The sequence below is a fragment of the Fimbriimonadaceae bacterium genome, assembly GCA_019638775.1.
Classification (GTDB): Bacteria; Armatimonadota; Fimbriimonadia; order Fimbriimonadales; family Fimbriimonadaceae; genus JAHBTD01.
This window is the reverse complement of record JAHBTD010000015.1, coordinates 1-17,609: the sequence shown is the minus strand read 5'-3', so window position 1 is coordinate 17,609 and position 17,609 is coordinate 1. Positions and strand designations below refer to the sequence as shown.

16 protein-coding genes are annotated in these 17,609 nt (G+C 58.5%); 11 read left to right on the top strand and 5 right to left on the bottom strand.

Features of this window, described 5'->3' with window-relative positions:
* Window positions 1-319 (top strand): hypothetical protein (locus KF784_17435; GenBank protein MBX3120845.1); only part of this gene is annotated, 319 nt, incomplete at its 5' end.
* Window positions 320-1,005: 686 nt separating this feature from the next.
* On the opposite strand, the gene KF784_17430 is transcribed toward KF784_17435, so the two are convergent.
* Window positions 1,006-1,773, bottom strand: coding sequence for a DsbA family protein (locus KF784_17430; protein ID MBX3120844.1), 768 nt, complete (start codon window positions 1,771-1,773; stop codon window positions 1,006-1,008).
* Between the two features lie 113 nt (window positions 1,774-1,886).
* Entirely contained in the window at window positions 1,887-2,183 is a 297-nt protein-coding gene (locus KF784_17425) for a hypothetical protein (protein MBX3120843.1), read from the bottom strand.
* 163 nt (window positions 2,184-2,346) lie between these two features.
* Between KF784_17425 and KF784_17420 the strand changes: the two genes are divergently transcribed.
* The 4 genes from KF784_17420 to KF784_17405 all read left to right on the top strand — a co-directional run bounded on the left by KF784_17420 (window position 2,347) and on the right by KF784_17405 (window position 7,838).
* Window positions 2,347-3,558: an acetate/propionate family kinase gene (locus KF784_17420; GenBank protein MBX3120842.1), complete on the top strand. Its 1,212-nt coding sequence runs from the start codon at window positions 2,347-2,349 to the stop codon at window positions 3,556-3,558.
* Between the two features lie 73 nt (window positions 3,559-3,631).
* Window positions 3,632-6,007, top strand: a complete 2,376-nt coding sequence (locus KF784_17415) for a phosphoketolase family protein (GenBank protein ID MBX3120841.1) — start codon at window positions 3,632-3,634, stop codon at window positions 6,005-6,007.
* A 4-nt stretch (window positions 6,008-6,011) separates the two neighbouring features.
* Entirely contained in the window at window positions 6,012-6,695 is a 684-nt protein-coding gene (locus KF784_17410) for a hypothetical protein (protein MBX3120840.1), read from the top strand.
* Between the two features lie 81 nt (window positions 6,696-6,776).
* Window positions 6,777-7,838 (top strand): aldo/keto reductase, encoded by a 1,062-nt coding sequence (locus KF784_17405; protein ID MBX3120839.1) that lies wholly within the window; start codon window positions 6,777-6,779, stop codon window positions 7,836-7,838.
* 22 nt (window positions 7,839-7,860) lie between these two features.
* Here KF784_17405 and KF784_17400 read toward each other — a convergent pair whose 3' ends face one another.
* The 3 genes from KF784_17400 to KF784_17390 all read right to left on the bottom strand — a co-directional run bounded on the left by KF784_17400 (window position 7,861) and on the right by KF784_17390 (window position 11,731).
* Window positions 7,861-9,249 (bottom strand): DUF3943 domain-containing protein, encoded by a 1,389-nt coding sequence (locus KF784_17400; GenBank protein ID MBX3120838.1) that lies wholly within the window; start codon window positions 9,247-9,249, stop codon window positions 7,861-7,863.
* 157 nt (window positions 9,250-9,406) lie between these two features.
* Window positions 9,407-10,321, bottom strand: a complete 915-nt coding sequence (locus tag KF784_17395; GenBank protein ID MBX3120837.1) for a transglycosylase SLT domain-containing protein — start codon at window positions 10,319-10,321, stop codon at window positions 9,407-9,409.
* 123 nt (window positions 10,322-10,444) lie between these two features.
* A complete protein-coding gene (locus KF784_17390) occupies window positions 10,445-11,731 on the bottom strand; it encodes a hypothetical protein (protein MBX3120836.1) in 1,287 nt (428 codons plus the stop codon).
* Between the two features lie 456 nt (window positions 11,732-12,187).
* On the opposite strand from KF784_17390, the gene KF784_17385 reads away from it, so the two are divergent.
* The 6 genes from KF784_17385 to KF784_17360 all read left to right on the top strand — a co-directional run.
* Entirely contained in the window at window positions 12,188-12,469 is a 282-nt protein-coding gene (locus KF784_17385; GenBank protein MBX3120835.1) for a hypothetical protein, read from the top strand.
* A 571-nt stretch (window positions 12,470-13,040) separates the two neighbouring features.
* The gene (locus KF784_17380) at window positions 13,041-13,619 is read left to right on the top strand and encodes a hypothetical protein (GenBank protein MBX3120834.1); all 579 of its coding nucleotides are present in this window, start codon (window positions 13,041-13,043) and stop codon (window positions 13,617-13,619) included.
* Window positions 13,620-13,636: 17 nt separating this feature from the next.
* A complete protein-coding gene (locus tag KF784_17375) occupies window positions 13,637-14,206 on the top strand; it encodes a hypothetical protein (GenBank protein MBX3120833.1) in 570 nt (189 codons plus the stop codon).
* Between the two features lie 23 nt (window positions 14,207-14,229).
* On the top strand, window positions 14,230-14,823 hold the full coding sequence (locus KF784_17370; GenBank protein ID MBX3120832.1) for a hypothetical protein: 594 nt from the start codon (window positions 14,230-14,232) through the stop codon (window positions 14,821-14,823).
* A gap of 62 nt (window positions 14,824-14,885) precedes the next feature.
* The gene (locus KF784_17365) at window positions 14,886-17,129 is read left to right on the top strand and encodes a patatin-like phospholipase family protein (protein ID MBX3120831.1); all 2,244 of its coding nucleotides are present in this window, start codon (window positions 14,886-14,888) and stop codon (window positions 17,127-17,129) included.
* A gap of 252 nt (window positions 17,130-17,381) precedes the next feature.
* The coding region (locus KF784_17360) for a hypothetical protein (GenBank protein MBX3120830.1) at window positions 17,382-17,609 on the top strand (228 nt) is incomplete at its 3' end.

Here is a 17,609-nt window from a genome sequence, read left to right as displayed (position 1 = left end):
CGTGCGATTCAATGATGCCGATGCCACGGAGATTGTGTTGGATCGACAGACAGGGGAGATCCTCGAAGACGAAGGTCGGTGGCGGCGGGTGCATTTTGTCGTGATGCAGTTGCATCAACTGAATTTCTTCGGGTTTGAGAAAACCCTGTTGAATATTCCGGGTGTGCCCATTTTCCTGATGAGCCTGTCGGGTGGCGCCTTATGGCTGCTTCATCGTGCCCGGGTTCGCCGGTCGCGCGCGGCAATGCTTGTCCGGGATCAGCCACTGTTCACGGCCCGTTCAACGGGCGAACCAAAGGAGGTTCCTCCCCTGTCGTGATCGTCGGCCGGCTGTCGGGACGGTGGCGTTGTCTGCCGCCGGTTGTTTGGAATGTCGCCGCTCGGGTGGGGATGACGATTCGTCCCATCAAGGGCCGTAGTGCACTCGCCATCGTGACGATCGAATTCGTGCGGCAGCGGTTCTGGGTCGACTCCGATGTCGGCACCGTGTTTTGGTACGACCATGCGTTGGGCCGGATTACCTGGGGCCACGGCGGATTCGGCGCGATGATCATCGAGCCGGTGGGGTACGGTGTCAACGGCGCCTTCCGAGAGTTGATGGTGCAGTTGAACGACAGCGTGCCGCATACGATCAACATTGTGACGGCGGGGAGTTCGCCCGGTCAGCCGGTAGAGGTGGCCTTGGAGGCGGGGAGGACGATTTCGTTCCCGATTTCCGACCACATCAGGACGACGCCGATGCCGTTTTTGAACGGCGAGACGCATACGACGGGTGGCAGCTTGAACTTCCTGGCGGAGCGGATTTCCGGCCGTCCGGCGGCCTTTCTTCAAGGGAGAGCTGCCGTCTGGATGCAGTGCCGGTCCTCATCATTAGACAGCGGGAGCGCCCATGGGCATCCCCCCGGAGTTGTGCCGGGGGAAACCGCGTTGTGTCGGAGGCGTCGGGCCACGGGCGGGGATTGTCGAGGCCGTCACAGTGCCTGGCCGTACGGACATAACGGGCCGTTACTTTCCGCGTACCTGAGCCACCAGGTTTTCCAGCATCTTCAAATCCATGGCACCCGGTACCAACTCCGTGCCGACGATAAACGCCGGTGTCCCGCTGATACCCAGGAGCTTCGCGAGATTCCGGTTGCGATCGATCACGGTGTGCCACTCTGGTCTGTTGAGATCTCTGTCCAGGCGCTCGACATCCAACCCCGTCGATTCGGCGATGCGAAACAGCTGCTCTTTGGTAAGGTCTTCTTTCGTGGCCAGCAGAGCCTCATGAAACGCCTGGTGTTTCCCTTGCAGATGTGAGGCCAACGCTGCTTTGGCGGCCAGTTCGGACGTCTCGCCAAGAATCGGAAAGTCTTTATAGACGACACGGATGCCGGTATCCCGTTGTTGCAGCTCGGTCAGCGCGGAAGCCGCTCGTTTGCAATACCCGCAGCGATAATCGAAAAATTCCACGACGGTGATGTCCCCGGTTCGGTTTCCGCTGATCGGGGAGTTCGGATCGTTGAGCAACTCTTGCTGGTGGGTCGCAATTGCGGCTTTCTGCCGTTCTTGCTCCTCAGCCGCCCGTTTGTTCTCCAGCGCCTGTAAGGACTGTTCGATGACTTCAGGATGTGTCCGAATGTAGCGCTCGATGATCCGTTCCAGCGCCGGTCCTGTCGGGGGATCGGAATCGGTGGCCGGTTCAGTCGGCCAGGCGTTTAAGGGAACAAAGGCCCACCATGAGGCGAAAAACACTATCACCAACACGACCATGCGATCGGTGCCCGGTTTCATGAGGCCTCCCGTTGAATCACTGTGGAGCACGTCGTGGAGCACCGTGCTGTAGCGCGGCATTATACAAGAATTGCGGTCGGCGAGGGTTGTTGCCGATCCCTAGCCCGGCGAGGTCAGTTGGCCGGGTCAGTGGGCAGCTTGGTGATCTTGACGAGCTGGTTGTCCCCGTTGATCTCGAACGTGACATGGTCGCCGATACTCAGGCCGTGCAGGAGGCGAGCGTCACGCACGGGAAGAGCACGCGATTCTCCGGAAGGGAACAGAATGGTGAGCGTCAGAGTCTCCTGGTCGATCGAGACAACCGTGCCGCCAAGCAGGGCGGCTTCCGCGGCCGGTGCCGCAGCCGCGAGTCCCGTCGGCATCATGCAAGGGAAGGCGAGCAGGCTGAGGCTAATGATCACCGGGAGCATGGTCCAGCATACCGCGTTCGCGATCGATCCGGACCTAGCACTCTTCCCTGGATCGTCGGTGCAGAAGACCTACCTTGGTTTGAATGGAGTCGAGAGGGCGAGGATTTTCCGGTTGCGCTGATCCTGTGGTCGATCTATGGTGAAAGGAGCAGAAAGGACGCTCATGCCCCAAGCCGATCGCGAGGCTTCTGCGTTGCTCACCGTCAACGCCGGATCCTCCAGCGTAAAATGGGCCCTGTTTCGAGTGGCCACACCGCCGATCCGGACTGACACGGGCCACATCGAGCGGATCGGGTTGCCGGACGGGATCGTGACGGTGACGGACCCTGCCACCGGACGGCAAGCGCGTTGCGTCGCGCAGGTGCCGAGTCATACGGAGGCCGCACGGCTGTTGATCGACCATCTCACGGAGAGCGGCAAGGGCACGGGGATCCAGGCCATCGGTCATCGGGTGGTCCACGGGGGAAATCGCTATGCCGATCCTGATGTGGTGTCGACGGAGATGATCGAAGAGTTACGGCGACTGAGTCCCTACGATCCCGAACATCTTCCGGCGGAACTTGCGCTGATCGAGGCGTTGGCCGGTCGGTATCCGCAGGCGCCCCAGGTGGCCTGCTTCGACACAGGGTTTCATCAACATCTGCCGCCGGTCGCGCGATTGATGGCGATTCCGCGCCGCTATGCGAAGCAGGGAGTGCGGCGCTACGGATTCCACGGCCTGTCCTACGCCTCTCTCATGGAGGAACTGGAACGGGTGGCCGGCCGGGAGGCCGCTCGCGGCAGGGTGATTCTCGCCCATCTGGGTAACGGCGCCAGCATGGCCGCCGTACGCAATGGCGTCAGCATCGATACGAGCATGGGTTTTACCCCCACCTCCGGTCTGCCGATGAGCACCAGATCCGGCGACCTCGACCCCGGCCTCGTGTCGTATCTGGCCAGGACCGAAGGGCTGACCGCGGACCAATTTCACCACATGGTGAATGCGGAGTCCGGGCTCTTGGGGATCTCGGAACTGAGTTCCGATCTCCGCGATCTCCTCGCGCACGAAAACCAGGATACGCGTGCGGCTGATGCGGTGGCCCTGTTGTGTTACCAGGGGAAAAAGTATATCGGGGCCTATGCCGCGGCGTTGGGTGGTGTGGATCAACTCGTCTTCAGCGGCGGCATCGGCGAGCATTCAGCTGTGGTGCGAGCACGGATGTGCGAGGGCCTGGAGTTTCTCGGGATCCATCTGGATCACGCTGCCAACCAAGCGCATGCCCCGATCATTTCGAGCAGCCAGAGCCGCGTGACCGTGCGCGTGATCCATACGGATGAAGAAAGTCAGATCGCCCGCTCAGTCTGCCGGCTATTGTCGCTGTACGCCGACCAGTGATCGCGCACGAGGAGCCGGCGGTCGCACAGCAGTCATTCATCACGCATGACTTGAACGTGAATGGGGGGAACGCATGAACCAGACGACGCCGGTCAGTCAGCCACTCAGCCCCGAGATGGTGGAGCGAATCCATGCCTATTGGCGTGCGGCGAACTATCTGTCCGTCGGCCAGATCTATCTGTATGACAATCCCCTCTTAAAGCAGCCGTTGAAGCGAGAGCATATCAAGCCACGCCTGCTCGGCCATTGGGGGACGACGCCGGGGCTGAATTTTATCTACGCCCATCTCAATCGCATCATCAAGGAACGGGACCTCTCGGTTCTGTATATCGCGGGCCCCGGGCACGGCGGTCCCGGTCTTGTGGCAAACGTCTATCTCGAGGGGACGTATAGCGAGGTCTATCCAAACATTTCGCAGGATGAGGCCGGGCTGCAGCGGCTGTTCAAACAGTTTTCCTTCCCCGGCGGCATTCCAAGCCATGTCGCGCCGGAAACGCCCGGTTCGATACACGAAGGCGGCGAGTTGGGGTATTCCCTGGCCCATGCCTATGGCGCGGCGTTCGACCACCCGGAGTTGCTTGTGGCCTGCGTGATCGGCGACGGGGAAGCGGAAACCGGACCGCTGGCCGGGAGTTGGCACGGAAACAAGTTTCTGAATCCCGTGCATGACGGCGCCGTGCTGCCCATTCTCCATTTGAACGGGTACAAGATCGCCGGGCCGACCGTCTTGTCGCGTATGCCGCCGGATGAACTGGAGTCGCTGTTGATCGGGTACGGCCACCAACCGTTTTTTGTGGAAGGCGACGATCCGGCGACCATGCATCGACTGATGGCCTCCACGTTGGATGAAATCGTGGCGACCATCGGGCGTATTCAACAGGAGGCTCGCACGAAAGGGTTTACGACCCGCCCACGCTGGCCGATGATCGTGTTGCGATCGCCGAAGGGCTGGACCGGTCCCAAGGAAGTGGACGGCAAGCAGACGGAGGGGAGCTTCCGCTCTCATCAAGTGCCGATGGGCGACATGGCCAAGCCTGGGCATGTCGAGCAGCTGGAAGCGTGGTTGAAGAGTTACAAGCCGGAGGAATTGTTCGACGCCTCCGGCAAGCTGGTGCCGGAGGTGGCGTCGCTCGCGCCGACCGGGGAGCGCCGTATGGGCGCGATTGCCTGCGCGAACGGCGGCAGCATTCTGCGGGATCTCCACTTGCCCGACTTCCGGCAATATGCGGTGCCGGTGGTGAAGCCCGGCGCGGACGAAGCCGAAGCGACCAGGGTGCAGGGGCTCTTCCTCCGCGATGTGCTGAAGCAGAATGCGCACAACTTCCGACTCTTCGGCCCGGATGAGACGGCCTCGAACCGATGGGGCGCCGTGTTCGAGGTGTCCGACCGTTGTTCGACGGAGCAGATTCTCCAGAGCGACGAACATGTGGCCCATGACGGGCGCGTGATGGAGATCCTCAGCGAGCACCTCTGCCAGGGCTGGCTCGAAGGCTATCTGTTGACCGGCCGCCACGGGTTCATGAACTGTTACGAAGCGTTTATCCATATCGTCGATTCCATGTTCAATCAACATGCGAAGTGGTTGAAAACCTCGCTCGCGATTCCCTGGCGTCGGCCGATCGCCTCGCTCAACTATCTGCTCACGTCGCATGTGTGGCGGCAGGACCACAATGGATTCAGCCACCAGGATCCGGGGTTTATCGACCATGTGGTGAATAAGAAGGCCGAAGTCATTCGTGTCTATCTGCCGCCGGATGCGAATACGCTGCTGTCGATCACAGACCGGTGTCTGCGCAGCCGCGACTGCGTGAACGTCGTCGTGGCGGGCAAACAGCCGGCGCCGCAGTGGCTGGATATGGACGCCGCCGTGCTGCACTGCACCGCCGGGATCGGCATTTGGGAATGGGCGAGTAACGATCGGGGGAGCGATCCCGATGTGGTGATGGCCTGTTGCGGGGATGTGCCGACCATGGAGACCTTGGCGGCGGTGGAGATTCTGCGCATCGCCCAGCCCAACCTCAAGGTGCGTGTCGTGAATGTGGTCGATCTGATGAAGCTGCAGCCGGCCAGCGAGCATCCTCATGGGTTGTCGGATAAGGAATTCGATGCCCTCTTCACGACCGATAAGCCGATCATCTTCGCGTTCCACGGCTATCCCTGGCTGATCCATCGGCTGACCTACCGGCGGACCAACCATCACAATCTGCATGTCCGTGGGTACAAGGAAGAGGGGACGACGACCACGCCGTTCGACATGGTCGTGCTGAACGATCTCGACCGGTTTCATCTCGTGTCCGATGTGGTGGATCGTGTGCCGCAGCTCGGTGCCCGCGCCGCCTATCTCAAGCAGGAGATGCGCGACAAGCGCATGCAGCACAAGCAATATATCGAGCTGCATGGGGCCGACATGCCCGAGATCAAAAACTGGAAATGGAGCGGAAGACGCTGACGCCATGGCGGAACCAACGGTGGTCGTGCTCTTCGATGTCGACAATACGTTGCTGGACAATGACCGGATCGCGGCCGACCTCACGCAACATTTAGATGAGGAAATCGGGACCAGGGGGGAGCGGCAGTACTGGGCCATCTTCGAAGAATTGCGGGAACAGCTGGGGTACGTCGATTATCTCGGCGCGTTGCAACGGTATCGGCAGGCCTATCCGCGCGACCCGCATCTACTCACGCTCTCCCGATTTCTGCTGAACTATCCCTTCGCCGAGCGGTTGTTTCCCCAGGCTTGCGCGGTGGTGCGACATGCGGCGGAGTGGAGCAGGCCGGTCATCCTGTCCGATGGCGACGTGGTGTTCCAGCCGCGCAAGATCGATCGCTCCGGATTGTATGAGGCGGTGGAGGGCAACGTCCTGATCTATATCCACAAGGAGCGGGAACTGGACGATGTGGAGCAGCGGTTTCCGGCCGACCACTATGTCCTGGTCGACGATAAGTTACGCATTCTCACGGCGGTGAAGGCCTATTGGGGAGAACGTGTCACGACGGTGTTCCCGCGTCAGGGGCATTATGCGACCGATCCCGAGGCGTTGCGGACCTTTCCGGCCGCCGACCTGTCGATTGAGTGTATTGGTGATCTGTTGGAGATAGATCGGCCGGCGTTGCTTGCGGCCGCGCGACGGCGCTGATTCATGTTCAATCCCGTAGGTTTGACATCGGAGCAGCCGACGCGTAGCGTACGATTCCACCTCTAACAGGGCAGGTCACCCATGGCGCCCACGCACTCAGACGACACCCTCTGGTCCTCATCGCTCAATCGGCGTCAGCTGTTGAAGCGGCTGGGTCTGGCCGGCTCTCTCATGGCCCTCGGTGGTCCCGGCCGGCTGGCCGGGGCCTTGGCCGCGGATGGTGCACCATCCGGAACCGCCACCGGCGAGATCCCGCTCCGCCCGCTCGGAAAAACGGGCGTGAAGGTGTCGGCGATGTGTTTCGGGGGTGCGCATTGGGGGCGCAATCCGGACGAGGCCGAGGCCATTCGCATTTTGCACGAGGCCATCGACGCCGGCATGACGTTCCTCGACAACGCATGGGAGTACCACGGCGGACGCAGCGAGGAATTGATGGGGAAGGGCCTGCAAGGAAAGCGGCAGCAGGTCTTCCTGATGACGAAGGTCTGCTCCCACGGTCGGGATAAGAAGGTTGCCATGCAGCAACTGGAAGACTCGCTCCGCCGTTTGAAGACCGACTATCTCGATCTCTGGCAGATTCACGAAGTGGTATACGAAGACGATCCCGATCGGCATTTCGTCCCGCACGGGGCGGTCGATGCGTTACTGGAGGCGAAGCAGCAGGGGAAGGTGCGGTTCGTCGGGTTCACCGGGCACAAGCACCCCAACATCCACCTCAAGATGCTGTCACACGACTTTCCGTTCGATACCTGCCAGATGCCGTTGAATGTGTTCGACGGCACCTACCGCAGTTTCGAGCATGAGGTGTTGCCGGTGTTGGCACAGCGCGGGATTGCCGCCCTCGGCATGAAGAGCCTGACCGGCAACGCGGAGCCGATCAAACAGGGGATCGTCACGCCCCAAGAGGCCATTCGGTATGTGTTGAGTTTGCCGATCGCGTCGTTGGTGAGCGGGATCGATTCGCCGCAGGTCCTCAAGCAGAACCTCGACATTGTCCGTCGCTTCACTCCCATGACGGTGGCCGAAATGGAAGGGGTGCGCGCGCGCGTGGCCTTGTATGCGAGGGACGGCCGGTTCGAACTGTTCAAGTCCACCAACCGCTACGACGGCGGCATCGGCCGCCAGCAGCACGGACTCTCCTAGGAGCAGGCCTCATCTCATCCGCTCACCGCCAGTCGACCGCCCCGAATCCCGATGCTCCCAAGAGCACATACATCAAGCTGACCGTGCTGACGGTTTGGTCGCGGTACTCGACGTTCGGATAGCCGGCGTTCCGTTGCGCCACGGCGTATCGCAGCGCGATGCCGTGCCGGTCGAACAACCGCAGGGTGAAGGCCGCGTCGCCACGTAGAATGTTCTCCTGGCCGTTGCCTTCCGGCGACAGTACATGGCTGACATAGTACTCTCGCCCGGTGAAGTCGATCATGGCCCGGTTGCCGAAGATGAGCCGAAAGGCGAGCAGCGCCTGCGGCGTCAGGCCATAGTGGTAGTCCCGTTCCTCTCGTCGTTGGATGCTCCCGGCCGCGCCATACCCTACTCCACCGAGTGCGGTTCCTTGTAGCGCGATGCGCTCGGAAAGCCAGGTTTGCCACACAGTGCCGAGTGAGAGGGCCGTGCTCGACACTCTGAACACCTGCGGCGAAATATAGTCATAACTGCCGAATAGGCCCCAGAGCCCGCGCGTGTGGTCGCCCGAGGCATACGTGGTTCCAAGCAGAAGCCCACGCGTATTGAGACTCTCCAGGGTGTTGGCCGTGACGGCGGTCAGGTGAAAATCAAAATAGTCCAACGGTCGCGCGTAGTGATAGCCCGGTTTGCCGGGCAGGCCGTAGGTCAACGTCAGGTCGCCCACGGCGCCATGTTCGCGCACGCCTGAGGAGACATTGTGGCTGCTGGACGTCAGCGTCCCGCCGGCTTCCAATCTGAAAAACGTGGCCGGCGTGTAGCTGGGAAACACGGCATCGAATCGACGGCCGAAGATCAGACGATTGAATCCGGTGGGCGGCGAGATGGCGGCCGCAACGACTTCGCGCACGAAGCCCGGCCGGCCATCGTCCACTTCTAAGACCAGACTGGCCATGCGAAACAGGGCTTCTCCGAGAAAGCTGCCCCCGATCGGGGTGGTGATCATGTCGTTGATCGAAGGATTCGTCCGCTCCCCACCGATCTCCCAGGCGAAGCTGCCCGCCGTGCTGTAGAGGAAGGATTCCCAGAACGACAGGCCGGAGGATCGCGCTAAACCGTAATACACGCTGCCGCCGTAGGGGTGGAGGAACTGGTTGACCTTGAATTGGTCGTTGTCGATAACCCACTTCGAGTCGGTGAGCTGCTGACGAATGGTGCTGCCGTCGGTTCGATATTCGTCCCGCGGTTCGACGAAATGACGGTCGTATTGGTTCAGGAGAAAGATGTACGTCAGGATCCCGGCGGCGGGGATGACATAGCTCTTCCCGCGGCCACTGTCCCAATCGAGCTGCGAGGCGGGTGATGTATGTTTGAATGCTTCCGGCGGTCCGACCACTTCAGCAGAATGGTCCGGCTCGGGTTCGGTCAATGGCCGGGGTTCTGCGAAGGTTGTCGAGGGACCCGTCGGCCCAAACAGCAGCGCGACTGAAATCAGCCTGCACAGTGAGCGGGTTACAGCGGATCGCCAGATCATGGTGAAGAGCACATTGGTCCAAGATGCACGCGGTGAGTCACTAGGGAGGTCCCTAGTCAGCGGATCGGTGGGCCTTCACCAGTGTGACCTGGCCGGTTGCTCCCTTCGCCCATCTGGCGAATTGCTGCGTCAAGCCCCGCACCTGGCCGAGGTAGGTGGCCACGTCATGGTCGCCGCATGTCTGGTGAGGCGTGAGACGGAATCCCCTGGCGGCAAAATCCCGTCCGGCCCCGGCTCCGCACAGATGGATCAGTGCGGCGAGGTCGTGCCTCTGCCGTGCGCCGGCGGGCGTCCCACGGCGAACCGTGAGAGCCGAGGCGATGTCACGATCGAGAGAGGCCGCCGTCAGTTCGATCGCATGGCTCGGCAAGACGCGACTGTAAAGGCTGTTGAACCAGCAGGAGCGCACATCGTGCCAAGGACCGTCCTGCACCACGGTATGATCGTGAACGCAATAGCGTTTGGCGGCACGGAACGTTCCATCGGTCATCTGGTACATGCCCACCGCGCTGGAGGCCGGACGGTACCATTCGAACGGATTCCATGACCAGCGCCACCGCCAATAGGTTCGCGCGACGGGATTTCCAGCGCCTTCCACCTGCGCCAGCGCCGCGAGGAGCTCAGGCGCAACGGATGGCGTCGCATGTTCCCGGAAGAGTGAGCCGTACTGTCGCCAGGTTTCGTGCGGGCTTTTGTCTAACGTGTTGTCCAGCGGGAACAACATCTCAGTCGGTTTCTGGACTGCATGATAGGTCCAGTTCGCCCCGAGCCAACATCCCATGAGCAGTCCCGGGATGATGACGATGCGGAGAACCGGGTGCGTGTTTCCAACGGCACGGAGGAAGGCGCGAAGGGTACGCCAGCGAGAGGCCACGAAACGGCGGACTGCCGAAAGGGTGACACGGCGGCGAGCGCGGCTTCTGCGGTGTGAACCATGGCTCGTATGGTGAGCAGACCGGGACGCCATGCCTTCACTATAACTGAAATCGACTCGCGATCCGCGCCTTATTCGAGGACGTGTATGCCGAGCGGCCGGCAACGCCTGACCCTGCCGACGTCATGGCGGATCTGAGACGGCACTCAGCGCGCGTCAGCGGCTGCGGTGGCCACCGCCCCCGTACGAACGTCCGCCGCCGCTCATCGGTCCACCGGATACACGCGGGGCCATGCTGGCCGGCGGGCTCTGGCGAGAGGGCAGCGAGGGGCGCTGAATGTTGGGCGGGCTGGGGCGCCAGAAGTGGTTGGGGTGCAGGTGATAGGGCGGCGGCTGCGGCCGGTATTGTGGCGCCACCGGAACGGATCGAGGTGTCGGAACCACCACCACATCCCCGACCTTGGCCGGCTGTCCCTGGCTGTTAAGCAGCGGCGGAGCCTGGTGCTGGTACGCCTGCGGCATGGGCGGCACCAGCAGTGAGGGGCGCGGCGGCGAGGGGAGCGGCGCTTGGGCCGGTGGAGTGCTGTTGCCGTAGGCCGTGATCGTCCGTTGCGCAAGTGGGAGGCGGCGATGGCCTGGATGGAGGCGTTGCGCTTGGAGCAGGAGGCCGTTAATGCCCGGTGCGCCGAACCAAGGATAAGAATAAAAGCCTACGGTGGGATAGGTCCAACTTGTCCAGGCCTGTGACAGGAGGGCGTTGGCCTGGAGTTGGTTGAGCATATCTTGTCGCTGGTCGGTGTATTGCTGCACGTCGGAAGGAGTCGCGGCGGAGGCCAGCGCGCGGTTGGTGGCATCGACCTGTTCTTGCAATCGATCGGTCTCTTCCCGAAGTACGAGCAGTTCATGGCGGGCCTGCTCATTCTCCCGGAGGGCTGCGATCGCCTGCGTGACCTCCTGGGGATCGATTTCCGCGGTGAGATCGACACGAACGACGACGTGGTCTTGCTCCAGCCTGGTGGAAACCGTCTGGTCGAGCACCTTCACGATGCCCGCCGTGAAGCTACGGATATCATCCCGCGTGATGTTCATATCACGTACTTCGGTAATGCGTTCGACATACGTCGCCACCTGCTCAAGCGCGTCCTGCTTTGCGGATTCCGTCGCCAGGCGGATGGCATCGGCGCGGTTGTCGTGATCCCCCATGCGGTATTCCCCGCCGGCAGTGATGGTGCGTGTATCGGCTGAACGCACCGGAGGAGCAGCGGCCACGGCTGGTGGTGGTCGATCAGGAACGGTCTCCGTCTCGAAACGTCGCTGCGTGAGTTGCCCGCGGTACTGGTCCGGCACCGCGTCCAGTTCGTTGGTGAAAGTCTGGACGCCCTGCTCGTTGATATAGCTGAAAATGGTGGTGGACGCGAGGGTCGGAACCGCAGGGAATGTCGAGGCGGAGCACCAGAGTGCGAGCAGTGCGGCACTGGTCAGCCCTATGCGGGAGCGGAACATGATTCAGCCTCCCGTGTGTGGATGAACTCAGGATAACACAAGGCGAAGCACCGATACTGCGGGGTGCGGCTTAGATATGTTGGGGGAATGAACGGGCGGGTTTGTCGGGTGTACGGCCGTTCGATGGCGGTGGGACCGTCGTGGGCGAGGCCAGCCGTTTGTTCAGAAAACTTGGCAGATTCGCTAGTTCGTCGACACCTCTGCCCAGGGAATAGGACAAGTTTTTCTGGCTCGAAGTGACTCGGAGCTGAGGCAGGGCGGCTAAGGACTCAGAGTCAGTCAAGGCTGCGAGGCGCACATTGTTGGGCTACCTGCCCAGCGGTTTCTTCCAGTCCTGTCAGGTGCGTCATAGGTCCAAGCTCAGGATCAACACTCACAGGAGGGACAGGTGATGCGAACATTCATGCGGCAGGGGATCCTCGCGTTGATAGTGCGATACTGACGGGACAGGTGGCGATGGCAGATCAGTCTGCCGTCAAGAGCCATCAGCAGGAGCTGCATGGAGTGGTGGTGGAGAAAGGCGGACAGGTAGTGGTGAAGGTGCCGAACGGGACCACGTATCTGCTCAAGAAGAATCGCTCGGAGCGGCATGGGCATGTCATGCCGAAGGCGGGTGCCGAAGTCACGGTCGTGATTGATGAGAACAGCATGGTACTCAAAGTGCATCCGCAGGGCACGACAGGCAAGCATGCGTTCGTGAGCGGCGAGGTGCTCTTCGATTGCCAAATTGCAGTATGAGATTACGTGAAGATCTCGCAGGGTGAACGGAAGTTTCAACTCGACAAGCAGGACTTGCCGGCGGGTATCAACCACGATATTTGTCCCAGATAGCAATCGCTCATCGACATGCTGCTGGCCCTATTTCAGGGCGAACGCTGGCATCATTTTCACTTCATCCTAAAGCCTGACGTCAATACGCTGTATGTCAGTTCTCGTTGTTGGTACTCCACTCTGTGCGAGGATCGCCCGCACGTTCGGGTGGAGTGGCCATGGCCAAATCTGCTCCACATATGCACGCAATATTATCACAGCCTACCGGGGGATCGACGATCTTCTGATGACCTAGGAGCTGGTAAATGCTGGTATTTATGCTAGCCAGTAGGGCCATTTGTACGTATTGCGAAAACGTACGTACATGGACTACAAGCTTCGCTTCAAAAGGGTGCGTGTTAGGCGGAGCCATGATTTCGCTTGCTCACTGGCCTTGCCTGGGACGGTATGCAAAAAGGGTGAAAATGGTCACCTGCAGTCGTGTTAGCGCAAGACTCCGTGGCAGTTTGGAATCTTTCATGCCGACAAAACAAAACTTGTGATTGAAGCTCAGCTCGTTTCGCCTGCCATCAATCCTGATCGAGCCTGGAATGGACTGCTTGGGGAATCTGGGCAAGTGCGCGGCTGGGTGTTCTTGTTGTTGATCGGGTTGTCCCTTGGCGGCTGCGTGGCCGTCCATTGGGAGGATGCGCATGGCGTAGTGCAGCACGGTGGCGCAATTCGGTATTCCATGATCAACAGTCCACATGCCCATGTCCTGTTGGTGCAGTCTATTGGTCTGGACGTACGTGTGGGGTCGCACGATCCAGGACTATCGATTGGGTATAGGAAGGTTATCACGGTACAACCACATCGCTCGGAAGAATCGACCGGCAATGAGGACGGTATGTTCTGTGTGACGGATGCCGCTCCAAGCGAGTCCGGGCTGTTTGTGAAGCGGGTGATTGGCGCGGAATTAGGCTTCAGCCTGATTTCCAATGGACTCATGATCGGCTATGAGCACACGGCAGTCGTCGTCGGGCCTTCCGTCAGTGAGTCAGTCACGACGAAGATAGATTTTGCAGAAAATGATCTACATGCCACACGGTATAGCTCTGAACCTGGAGGTTACAAGTGATCCCTCAGTTGATAACAATGATGCTTGTCACGGTGCTGAGCGGGTGCTCATCTCATGAGCGCCTGTATTTCGTCGAAGAGTCGCATATAGGCCTGAAGGCGAAGGCGGCAGTGGATGGCACTCCTGGTGAGGTGGATTTTGGATATCGACGTTCCATCATGACGCTGATTCCCAAGGCTAACGCCGGGAAAAGTGATGAGGAGAAGAAGAAAATTGAAACAGATCGACAACTGCTCCGGGAAAAGTTGGAGAAGGTGAGTGCCGAAGCCAGAGCAACTGCCGAAGCCAACTCCCAGACTTCAGGTAAGTCAGAACTTGAAAAGGCGACCTTCGTTGAGGCGGAGGTCAGGAAGGCCAAGAAGGATTTTATGGATAGTTTTCAGGCGGCGAGGGGAGAGGATCCCGATTGCCCGGCCGAGGACTTAGACCGCAGTGAGCCGCTTTCCGTCATTTCCTCATTCAATGCCGAAGTGGCATGGTTCGAGGCCTCGCGAGTGCATACCTATTTCGCGACGGGTGTCGCAGCGACCAGGATGGCCTGTCGGCCCCAGGCGATTAAAGCGCTGGTGACGGTTCCGAACGACTAACGAAATTCCAACGGAGAACGACCATGTTCGAAAAAACTGTCCTTGTCGCGGTGCTGGCTCTCAGCGCCGGATGCACCTACCAAGGAATGATCTATGCCGAACATACCCATGTCGGAACGCAGATCAAGATCGCTCCGCAGGCCGATGTCAAGCCGGTCGATGTCAACCTTGGGTACGACCGGGGGATCATTGCGGTGGTTCCGCGAACGGCCCCCGGAGAAAACGCCGGTTCAGCCATATCCAAGACCGACCTCGACATACGGTTTGCTTACGAGAGCAGAATTAAGAATGTCTTCGCGACAGGTGTTGCGGCAAAGAACCTTGCCCGCGATGGAGCTAATGTTGCGGCCCTATTTGGGCAGTGTGTGGATGAATCCCAGGGGCTCAAGGACAAGAAGGCAAAGGCCAAGGCGAAGCTCTCCGAATACTCCAAGAAAGACGATGATGCTTCTCGGAAGAAGCTAGAGGGGCTGTATGGGATCGCCTTCCCTAGAAGGGAGATACATGTTTGGACAACGAAAGCCGACATGCTGCGGGCGCTCGGTGATCGATTGGCCGGAATATGTGATTCTCAGAGTGATGTCGAACTGGCGGGGAAATATGAAAGTGAACTGTAGCCTCATCTGAAACCGATGACTTCACTCCTGCGAACTTCATACCCATTCCCTGGAACGAATCTATGAACTTGTCGAATCTTCAGATTGGAGCCGTTCTAGTATTCATCGGAATCTTGTCTGGTGGCTGTGGTATCCAGCCTCTTCCGGGTGGATTAAAGAAAGAGGACTACCTTAATCAAGGCGTTGCTGTTCGCAAGCAAGTCAAAGGCAGTGAGCCAAAACTTGGACTTGCTCTAGCAGGCGGAGGGACGAAGGCGGCCGATTTTTCCATAGGTGTGCTTCAAGGTCTGACCGAGGCGGGCATTATGGAGGAGGTAGATGCCGTATCTACGGTGTCGGGAGGGGGATATGCGGCTCTATGGTACTTCTCGCGACTCTTGAATCCGGAAGAGAATAATGAAGGTGTGGTGGCGCCACTAACTTCGAGTGACTATGCCAGCCAGTTTTTCCGCGATTGTATACCGCTAAAGTATATAGACAAATACTTAGACACGGACACGCATAAGGAAGGCGTGTCTCGTCACAACTATGACTCTAACCTACCTTGGTCAGGACCTTGCCCCGCACCTGAAACGAACTATGATAGAGATCAAAATGGGGTCTTTTCGCAGGACCCGGTGCGCTACCAGAATCATCTTCGGGGCTATCAGGACGTATTTGCTTGGAATTGGCGCCGGCCATTTGGTTATAAGGAAACGACACTAGATCAGCTCCGCGTTGGTGTGGAATATGCCGGTACTGTCCTGCTCACCCTCGGTTCAATTGCCGTCAACTTTGTGCCGAATGTGATATTCGACTGGGAATTTCCCCTCTCAACATCTCGCTTGCAGTATCAGCAAGGCATTTTAAGGGCTTATGGAGCTACTCCATCCGATTGTGCACAGCGTAACGACTATTGTGTAGGAGGTTTTCGCTTACAAGGGGATGAGAATTGGGTTCGCACCAGCCTTACCTTTGACAAACTTAGAGAGGAATACGAAAAGGGAACGATACCTTTGTGGATTATCAATGCGACAGCTGGAGAAAATCGAGACTTCTTTTCTGCGCTCGCACATCCTGGCCAGAAGCCCTTTCAAATGACAAGTTTTGAGCTTTCGCCCTACGGGTCTGGGTCAGGCCTGTTCGGGTATTCTCGGGCGGTAATCGGTGATCGTATGCCCTGGCAGGCTGTCACGATTTCAGCGGCTTTCCTGGACGCTCAGCAAAAAGTTTATCCTCCTTGGGTTAATATCATGCTCAATCCGTCCACCCTAAATTGGGGGGTGAGTCTTTCCAACCTTCAGGTTCATTGGTTCCAAAGAGCTATTCATAAAGTTATCCCTGGGCCATTTTATCTGTTCCATTTGCGGTCCGGCGATTCTGCCGAAAAGTACGTCAATGTTCGGCTATCAGATGGGGGACAGTCGGAAAACCTAGGTGCCTATGCGCTGATACAACGTAAGCTCCCAGACATTATTCTCTCGGACCATTCTGCTGACAGAAGCGGAAAGATGGAGGATGTGTGTAGATTAAAGCGTGGGTTAGAGAGGGAGCATGGTTCTGCAACGCACCTCTATGTCTACTTTCCCGCCCTGGACCGCCTGAACGATTTTTGCGATCAGAAAGAGAGCGAGCAAGGCTATGACATTTTTCATTGGGAACACCCGATCCTATTGGGTTGCATAACAGATAATGCGAAGAATGATACGTGTATGAATGATGAGCCAGCTCCTGGATCGCATTTCCAACGCCTATTCCTCATCAAGCCCGCTTTCCCAAGTGTGAAGTCAGGAAATAAATTAGGTGTGGCACTCAAAGGTATAAAGGACATATTGGCTAAGACAAATGATACATGCAAAAACGAATCAAACTCTAAAGCATGTGCCCCTTCAGCCGTGCCAGCTTGTCGGGCGCTATATGATGGGCAACCATATCCTTATAGCGGGCAATTGGGACAACGCAAGGCTGATTCTGTTGGAGGTTGGAAATACGAAGATTTTGTGAGCTGCGAGTTACTTGGCTTTTTGATGCAGAATTCAAGTAATGGCAATGGGATAAATGGTAGCGATCGTTGTCCATATATTCCCCAGAACGATACGAAATGGATCACGGCAAACTCCTCTCCTTTTCTCTTTGGAGCCTATCGCGAGCTCGGGCGGTATTATGCCCGACAGCTCGGTTGGTTTTTCGGCCACGGGAGCAATGCATCACAGAAACGCGCTCGGTATCGCGAAGCTGTTGCCTATCAAGATAACAATAGACTGAAACCAGGCACGATAGCGAAAGAAGGGGGGAAAGCGGGAACTATAGGAGACTGCTTCAAATAGATAGGAATGAAGCCATGAGTTCCTATAACAAGGGGTGAGGTGTATGGGATAACTCTTTGATGCCATTTGGGAGCACTACACTGCGGCGGTATTTTGTGGTTTCGCCTGATGGAGTTGAAGCGAGTCTCACATGGGACTGGTAGGTACGCGTTACTCATTGAGTAGCTGGTAGGAAGATTCGTTAATCCCGTTTCCCCATCGTGTGTGCGATGGTAGTTCGGCTAGGGCGGACCACATCACTAAGAGGCTCTGATGGATCTGGAAAATAAATCCGACGCCGAAATTCTGGCGATTGCCGATCCGATCATGGACAATTTAATGGAGGCCTCGACGGCCATTGACCATGCCCGTCATGTGCAAGACTTTACCGATCGTTTGAAGGCAATCGTGACGAAGGACTATCTCGAGCGGGTGTGCCGGCAGTATCAGGCCGAAAAAGGCACGTTCGGGGGACGAACACCGGTCGCGGTCTTTCGTCGT

What these genes read in the sequence shown, in the direction of transcription:
- KF784_17430 (MBX3120844.1), bottom strand. Translation starts at nt 1,773, where the DNA reads ATGAAACCGGGCACCGATCGCATGGTCGTGTTGGTGATAGTGTTTTTC.
- KF784_17425 (MBX3120843.1), bottom strand. Translation starts at nt 2,183, where the DNA reads ATGCTCCCGGTGATCATTAGCCTCAGCCTGCTCGCCTTCCCTTGCATG.
- KF784_17420 (MBX3120842.1), top strand. Translation starts at nt 2,347, where the DNA reads ATGCCCCAAGCCGATCGCGAGGCTTCTGCGTTGCTCACCGTCAACGCC.
- KF784_17415 (MBX3120841.1), top strand. Translation starts at nt 3,632, where the DNA reads ATGAACCAGACGACGCCGGTCAGTCAGCCACTCAGCCCCGAGATGGTG.
- KF784_17410 (MBX3120840.1), top strand. Translation starts at nt 6,012, where the DNA reads ATGGCGGAACCAACGGTGGTCGTGCTCTTCGATGTCGACAATACGTTG.
- KF784_17405 (MBX3120839.1), top strand. Translation starts at nt 6,777, where the DNA reads ATGGCGCCCACGCACTCAGACGACACCCTCTGGTCCTCATCGCTCAAT.
- KF784_17395 (MBX3120837.1), bottom strand. Translation starts at nt 10,321, where the DNA reads ATGGCGTCCCGGTCTGCTCACCATACGAGCCATGGTTCACACCGCAGA.
- KF784_17390 (MBX3120836.1), bottom strand. Translation starts at nt 11,731, where the DNA reads ATGTTCCGCTCCCGCATAGGGCTGACCAGTGCCGCACTGCTCGCACTC.
- KF784_17385 (MBX3120835.1), top strand. Translation starts at nt 12,188, where the DNA reads ATGGCAGATCAGTCTGCCGTCAAGAGCCATCAGCAGGAGCTGCATGGA.
- KF784_17375 (MBX3120833.1), top strand. Translation starts at nt 13,637, where the DNA reads ATGATGCTTGTCACGGTGCTGAGCGGGTGCTCATCTCATGAGCGCCTG.
- KF784_17370 (MBX3120832.1), top strand. Translation starts at nt 14,230, where the DNA reads ATGTTCGAAAAAACTGTCCTTGTCGCGGTGCTGGCTCTCAGCGCCGGA.
- KF784_17365 (MBX3120831.1), top strand. Translation starts at nt 14,886, where the DNA reads ATGAACTTGTCGAATCTTCAGATTGGAGCCGTTCTAGTATTCATCGGA.